This is a genomic window from Myxococcus sp. CA033 (assembly GCF_013336625.1).
Taxonomy (GTDB): Bacteria; Myxococcota; Myxococcia; order Myxococcales; family Myxococcaceae; genus Myxococcus; species Myxococcus llanfairpwllgwyngyllgogerychwyrndrobwllllantysiliogogogochensis.
Map to the genome: position 1 here is coordinate 1 of NZ_JABUMU010000046.1, position 7968 is coordinate 7968.

The window sequence follows — 7968 nt, forward strand, 5'->3', positions numbered from 1 at the left end:
GGCCCAAGGGCGTCATGGTGCCTCACCGCACCGCCGCCAACTTCTTCGCGGCCATGGATGACCGCCTGGGCACCTCTCCCGGCACGTGGCTCGCCGTCACCTCCATCTCCTTCGACATCTCCGTCCTGGAGTTGCTCTGGACGCTCTGCCGAGGCTTCCACGTCGTCCTCCATGACGAGCGCGCCGCCTCTCGCCTCGGCACCGCGCTGACGCTGCCCGAGGTCCTCCGCCGCCACCCCGTCTCCCATCTCCAGTGCACGCCGTCCTTCGCTCGCGCCAGGGTGCTCGCCGCGGACTCCGTCGCCGCGCTCTCCTCCCTCCGCTACCTCCTCGTCGGCGGTGAGGCCCTCCCCGGCCCTCTCGCATCCCAGCTTCGCGCCGCGCTCCCTCGCTCCACCCTGCTCAACATGTACGGCCCGACGGAGACCACCGTCTGGTCCTCGTCTCACCCGTCCTCGCTCTCCGACGAAGGGGCTTCCACCCTTTCCATCGGGGCGCCTCTCGCCAACAACCGTCTCTTCGTCCTCGACGCCTCCGGTCAGCCCTGCCCCATCGGCTCGCCCGGCGAGCTCTTCATCGCTGGTGAGGGTGTCGTGCGCGGCTACTTCGGTCGCCCCGACCTCACCGCCGAGCGCTTCCTCCCCGACGCCTTCTCCGGCATCCCTGGCGCGCGCCTCTACCGCACCGGTGACCTTGCTCGCTGGCGCCCCGACGGCTCGCTCGACTTCCTCGGCCGCGCCGACTTCCAGGTGAAGCTGCGCGGCTTCCGCATCGAACTGGGCGAAGTCGAAGCCGTCCTCTCACGCCACACCTCCGTCCTCCAGGCCGTCGCGGGCGTCCACCTCGATGCCTCCGGTGATGGACGCCTCGTCGCCTGGCTCGTCCCCCAGGCCGGCGTCTCGCTCGACGCCTCCGCCCTCCGCGACTTCGCCCAACGGCACCTGCCCGAGCACATGGTGCCGGCCCTCTTCGTCGCCCTGCCCGCGCTGCCGCTCACTCCCAATGGCAAGGTCGACCGCAAGGCCCTCCCCGCGCCGCAGAGCCGGGGTCCACAGCCCGCCGTCGCCGACGACTCCGAGCCGCGGACACCTCAGGAGAAGGTCCTCGCCGCCATCTGGTCCGAGGCCCTGCGCGTGCCGCGTGTCACGCGCCATGACAACTTCTTCGCGCTGGGTGGCGACTCCATCCTCTCCATCCAGATTGTCTCCCGCGCACGCAACGCGGGCCTCCAGCTCACCACCCAGCAGCTCTTCCAGCACCCGACGCTGGAGGCCCTCGCTCGGGTCGTGAAGTTCGAGGGCAGCGCATGGGCCGAGCAGTCGGACTCCGCGCTCACGCCGCGCACGTCGACGGACTCGAAGTGGCACGAGTCCACGGACGTTGTCCTGAGCCGGTTGAAGCAGGCCATCGCGGACGGGCTGGTCCCCGCGGGCACGCCGGTGGAGGACCTCTATCCGTTGTCGCCCTTGCAGCAGGGCATGCTCTTCCACACCCTCGCCGCGCCGGGCTCCGGCGTCTACGTCACCCAGTTGACGTGGACCTTCAGTGGCGCGGTGGACCTGGGGGCGTTCCGGCGCACCTGGGAGACCGTCATCCAGCGCCAGCCCCTGCTGCGCACGTCCTTCCACTCGGGCGACTCGCGGGAGCCCCTCCAGCTCGTCCACCCCGGTGCTGCCCTACCCTGGGAGGAACTCGACTGGCGCGGAGTGGAGGAAGCAGAGCAGCAGTCCCGCTTCCAGGTCCTCCTCTCCGAGGACCGCGCTCGCGGATTCGACCTGCGCACGCCACCGCTGCTGCGCTTGACGGTCATCCGCACCGGTGAGCAGTCCTGGCGAGCCCTCGGGACCACGCATCATGTGTTGATGGACGGCTGGAGCATGGGCCTGCTCTTCCAGGACCTCTTCACCACCTACGAGCAGATTCGCACGGGACTGGTGTGGGCCCGGAGCGAGGCAACGACCTTCCGCGACTACGTCACCTGGCTCCAGCGCCAGCCGATGGAGCCCGCGGAGCTCTACTGGCGCAAGACGCTGCATGGCTTCACCGCGCCCACGCCCCTGCCTGGTGCCCTTCCCCGAAGCCCGGACTCGGTGCTCCAGCGTCAGCGCCTCCAGCTCCACCTGCCCGCGCAGACGACAGCAACCCTCCAGGCCTTCGTCCGTCAGCACCGCCTCACCCTCAATGCGCTGGTCCAGGCCGCGTGGACGCTGGTGCTCTCACGTCACACCGGTGAGCAGGACATCGTCTTCGGTGCCACCACCTCCGGTCGCTCCGCCGACCTCTCCGGCATCGACCGCGCCATCGGGCTCTTCATCAACACCGTGCCCGTCCGTGTCTTCGTCGACGACGGCACCACCGCGCTCTCCTGGCTTCAGCAGCTCCACACCCAGCAGCTTGAGCTGCGCCAGTTCGAGCACACGTCCCTCGTGCGGCTGCACGGGTGGAGCGACGTGCCGCGCGGCACGCCCCTCTTCGAGTCCCTCTTCATCGTCGAGAACTTCCCCATCGACGCCGCGGTGAATTCCGCCGGGGATGCGTTGGGCATCCGCGACTTCACCATCGTGGACCAGACGGACACGCCGCTGGAGGCGTACGTCATCCCTGGGGACTCGCTGGAGCTGCGCCTGCTCTTCGACGCCGCGCGCTTCGAGCCTTCCATCCCCGAGCGTCTCCTTCATCACTGGGGCGTCGCGCTCCAGGCGCTGATGGCTGCCCCGGATGCGCGCCTCGCCTCCATCTCCCTGCTGACGAGAGATGAGCGTGAGCAGGTCCTTCGCTCGTTCAACGGCAGGGCCCGCCCCGCGCCGGCTCAGAAAGACTCCGGCTCGCGATACACCGCTCCGCGCTCACGGACAGAGGAACAGCTCACGCTGGTGTTCGCCCAGGTGTTGGGCGTGGAGCATGTGGGCGCGACGGACAGCTTCTTCGCGCTCGGCGGACACTCCCTGCTCGCCACCCAGGTCGTCTCGCGCATCCACTCCGTGCTGGGAGTGGAGCTCCCACTGCGCGACCTCTTCGAGGCCCCCACCGTCGAACAGCTCTCCCGGCGGATTGAGTCGAGAAGCAGCGAGGGCACGGGGACCAGGCGCCTCCTGCTGCGCCCGGGCGCGCGCGACGGCGCCATTCCTCTTTCGTTCGCCCAGCAGCGCCTCTGGTTCCTCGATCAGCTCCAGCCCGGCGGCTCTGCATACAACATCCCGTGGGCGCTCAAGCTCACCGGAACCCTGGATTCAAACGCGCTGCGCCAGTCCCTCCGCGCGCTGATGCTGCGCCATGAGGTGCTGCGCACGCACTTCGCCATTCATGAGGGTCAGCCCGTTCAGCGCATCCAGCAGGATGTCGTGCTGGAGATGCCTCTCATCGACCTCCGCGCACTGCCGGAGCAGGAGCGGGACGCGGAAGCCCAGCGCCTGATGCGCCAAGAGGCACTGCACTCATTCGACCTGTCTCGGGGTCCGCTGGTACACGCGACCCTGGTGCGATTGAGCGACGACGAGCACATCCTGCTCGTCACCGCACACCACATCGTCTCCGACGGATGGTCTGTCGCCATCATCGTCCGCGAGCTCGCCGCCTTCTACCGTCAGTTCGCCGGAGGAGAACCCGCCCAGCTCGCCTCCCTGCCCATCCAGTACGCCGACTTCGCCATCTGGCAGCGCGAGTGGCTCCAGGGCGACGTCCTTTCCGCCGAGATTGACTGGTGGCGCCAGGAGCTCGCCGGCGTCTCGACTTCGCTCGAGCTTCCCACTGACAGACCGCGTCCCGCTGTTCAGACGTACCGGGGAGACATCGTCCCCGTGGCCCTGTCCAGACAGTCGAGCGACTGGGTCAAGGCGCTCGCCCAGCGCGAGGGTGCCACGCCCTTCATGGTGCTGCTGGCTTCCTTCCAGTTCCTGCTCTCCCGCTACTCGGGCCAGGATGACGTTTCCGTGGGCTCGCCCCTCGCCAACCGGAATCGCTCCGAGACCGAGGGCCTCATCGGCTTCTTCGTCAACACCCTCGTCTTCCACTCCCGACTCGACTCGAAGCAGTCCTTCCGTCAGTTGCTCTCCCAGGTGCGCACGTCCACTCTGGCCGCCTACGAGCACCAGGACGTCCCCTTCGAGAAGCTTGTCGAAGAACTCCAGCCTCAGCGTGACCTGAGCCGCTCACCGCTCTTCCAGGTCACCCTCACCCTTCAGAACGCTCCTGAAGGAGAACTCAAGCTCGCCGGCATCACGCTGGGCGCGCTGCCTCCGAGCATCGAGTCCTCGAAGTACGACATCAGCCTTCTGCTCGAAGAAGGCATCAATGGCTTCGCGGGTGTCTTCAACTACAACACCGACCTCTTCGACGCGGCGACCATGGAGCGCCTCTCGCGTCACTACGCGGTGCTGATTGAGGGACTTCAGGCGGCCCCCGATACCCAGCTTGGCCTGATCCCTCTGCTCACGTTGGCGGAGAAGCAGCAGGTCCTCGCGGGTTGGAATGGCGTTGTCAGTGATTACCCGCGCGACGCATCCATCCCTTCGCTCTTCGCTCAGCAGGCCGCGCGTACGCCTGATGCCGTCGCCGTTGTCTCGGGTGAGGAGTCTGTCTCCTACGCCCAGCTCGACTCGCGCTCCAATCAGCTCGCCCATTACCTGCGCACTCTCGGCGTTCTTCCCGGCTCGCGCGTCGCTGTCCGTCTCGACCGCTCCGCCGACCTCATCGTCTCCCTCCTCGCCATCCTCAAGGCCGGCGCCTCCTACGTCCCCCTCGACAAGGCCTGGCCCTCCGACCGCCTCGCCTTCGTCCTCCGCGAGTCCTCAGCCGGCGTCGTCCTCTCTCACTCCGACGTCGTCGATGACCTGCCTGCTTTCGGTGCTGTCCTCCTCGTCATCGATGAGGAGGCTTCTCGCATCGCTCGCCAGCCCATTTCGGCGCCCCTTCTGGACGTGACGGGCAATGACCTTGCCTACGTCATGTTCACCTCCGGCTCCACCGGTGAGCCCAAGGGTGTCTGCGTCCCTCACCGAGGCGTCACCCGCCTCGTCTCCTCTTCCTTCATCTCCTTCGCCGCTTCCGACGTCTGGCTCCACGCGGCCCCCGTCGCCTTCGACGCCTCCACCCTCGAAATCTGGGGCGCTCTCCTCCACGGCTCCAAGCTCGTCCTCGCTCCTCCTCATGCCCTGTCGCTCGAGGAGTTGGGCTCTCTGCTTGTCCGCGAGGGCATTACCTCCCTCTGGCTCACCGCTGCTCTCTTCGAGCAGATGGTGGCGACTCAACCCGTCGCGCTGGCCGGTGTCCGCCAGGTCCTCGCCGGTGGCGACGTCCTGCCGCCTTCTCGCGTCCGCGAGCACCTCTCGCGGCTGCCCCCGGGCCACGTCCTCGTCAACGGCTACGGCCCCACCGAGAACACCACCTTCTCCGCCACTCACTCGCTGCGGAATGGGGACTCCTTCTCTCGCTCCGTTCCCATCGGCGCTCCTCTCTCCAACTCCTCCGCCTTCGTTCTCGACGCCTCCTTCCAGCCCCTGCCTCCGGGCGTCCCTGGAGAGCTCTTCGTCGGGGGTGACGGCCTTGCTTGGGGTTACCTCAACCGCGCTGACCTCACCGCCGAGCGCTTCGTCCCTCATCCCTTCTCTTCTTCGCCCGGTGCTCGCCTCTATCGCACCGGGGACCGCGTCCGCTGGCTCGCCGACGGCACTCTCGAGTTCCTCGGCCGCTCCGACTTCCAGGTGAAGGTCCGCGGCTTCCGCATTGAGCTGGGCGAAGTCGAGGCCGCTCTCCGCCTCTTCTCTGGCATCCAGGAAGCCGTCGTCCTCGCTCGCGAGGACGTCCCCGGCGACAAGCGTCTTGTCGCCTACTTCACCTCGGCCGAGTCCTCTGTCGATGGCTCGGCGCTGCGCACATTCCTTTCGCAGCGCCTGCCCGAGTACATGGTGCCGGCCGCTCTCGTCTCCCTCTCCTCCTTCCCTCTCTCCGCCAACGGGAAGCTCGACAGGAAGGCTCTTCCTCCTCCCGACTTCGCCGCAGCTGACGCCTCCGGCGACGACTTCGCCCCTCCCTCCACCCTCACCCAGTCCCGCCTCGCCTCCATCTTCTCCGACGTCCTCGGCCTGGAGCGCGTCAGCATCCACGGCGACTTCTTCGAGTTGGGCGGCCACTCTCTCCTCGCCACTCAAGTCGTCTCTCGCATCCGCTCCACCTTCGACGTCGAGCTGCCCCTCGGTGAGCTCTTCTCCTCTCCCACCGTCGCTCTCCTCTCCGAGCGGCTCGACTTGCTCCACGGCTCCTCGTCTCGCCAGCCGGCCCTCGTCCCTGTCGACCGGGCCCAGCCGCTGCCTCTCTCCTTCGCCCAGCAGCGCCTCTGGTTCCTCGACCAGCTCCAGCCCGGCGCTCCCACCTACAACATCCCCTGGGCGCTCAAGCTCACAGGCAACCTCAACGCGGACGCACTGCTCCAGTCCCTCAATGCGCTGATTCAGCGTCACGAGGCCCTGCGCACCCACTTCGCCATTCACGAGGGCCAGCCCGTCCAGCGCATCCTGCCCGACGTCCGCATAGCGCTGCCCGTCGTCGACCTGCGCGCCCTGGACTCCTCTGCTCGCGATTCCGAAGCCCAGCGGATCATGCGCGAGGAGGCTCTTCACTCCTTCGACCTGTCTCGTGGCCCGTTGGTGCACGCCACTCTCGTGCGCCTCACCAATGACGAGTTCCTCCTCCTCATCACCAATCACCACATCGTCTCCGACGGCTGGTCCATCGGCGTCATCGTCCGTGAACTCGCCGCCTTCTACCGCCAGTTCGCTGGGGGCGAGCCTGCCCAGCTTTCTCCGCTGCCCATCCAGTACGCCGACTTCTCCGTCTGGCAGCGCCAGTGGCTCCAGGGCGACGTCCTCTCTTCCGAAATCGCCTGGTGGCGCACCCAGCTTGCCGGTGCCTCCTCGTCCCTGGAGCTGCCCACTGACAGGCCTCGCCCCGCCGTTCAGTCCTATCGCGGTGCGATGTTCCCCATCGGGTTGTCTCGTGAGTTGACCCAGGCCGTGAAGGCCCTCGCTCAGCGTGAAGGCGCCACGCCCTTCATGGTGCTGCTGGCTTCCTTCCAGCTTCTGCTCTCCCGCTACTCGGGCCAGGACGACATCTCCGTCGGCTCTCCCATCGCGAATCGCAATCGCTCCGAGACCGAGGGCCTCATCGGCTTCTTCGTCAACACCCTCGTCCTCCACTCCCGACTCGACTCGAAGCAGTCCTTCCGTCAGTTGCTCTCCCAGGTGCGCACGTCCACCCTCGCCGCCTACGAGCACCAGGACGTCCCCTTCGAGAAGCTCGTCGAGGAGCTTCAGCCTCAGCGTGACCTGAGTCGCTCACCGCTCTTCCAGGTCACCCTCACCCTTCAGAACGCTCCTGAAGAGGAACTCGAGCTCCCGGGTCTCACCCTCAGCGGGCTGGCTCCCAGCATCGAGACGGCGAAGTTCGACTTCAGCCTCTTTCTCGAAGAAGGCATCAACGGCTTCGTCGGCGGCTTCAACTACAACACCGACCTCTTCGACGCGGCGACCATGGAGCGCCTCTCGCGTCACTACCTCGTGTTGCTCGAAGCGCTGACCGTTTCGCCTGATGCACAGCTCGGTCTGATTCCTCTGCTCACGATGGCAGAGAAGCAGCAAGTCCTCGCGGGTTGGAATGGCGCCACGACGCGCTACCCTCGCAACGCAAGCATTCAGGAGCTCTTCGCTCAGCAGGCCGCGCGCACGCCTGATGCCGTCGCCGTTGTGTCTGGTGAGGAGTCTGTCTCCTACGCCCAGCTCGATTCGCGCTCCAATCAGCTCGCCCATTACCTGCGCACTCTCGACGTTCTTCCCGGCTCGCGCGTCGCCGTCCGTCTCGACCGCTCCGCCGACCTCATCGTCTCCCTCCTCGCCATCCTCAAGGCCGGCGCCTCCTACGTCCCCCTCGACAAGGCCTGGCCCTCCGACCGCCTCGCCTTCGTCCTCCGCGAGTCCT

The 7968-nt window shown here is 67.3% G+C and carries 1 protein-coding gene; it reads left to right on the plus strand.

Annotated features, from left to right (window positions below):
- Nucleotides 1–7968, plus strand: a 7968-nt coding sequence (locus tag HUA78_RS45365; RefSeq protein WP_174479089.1) for a non-ribosomal peptide synthetase, incomplete at both ends; no start/stop codon positions are given.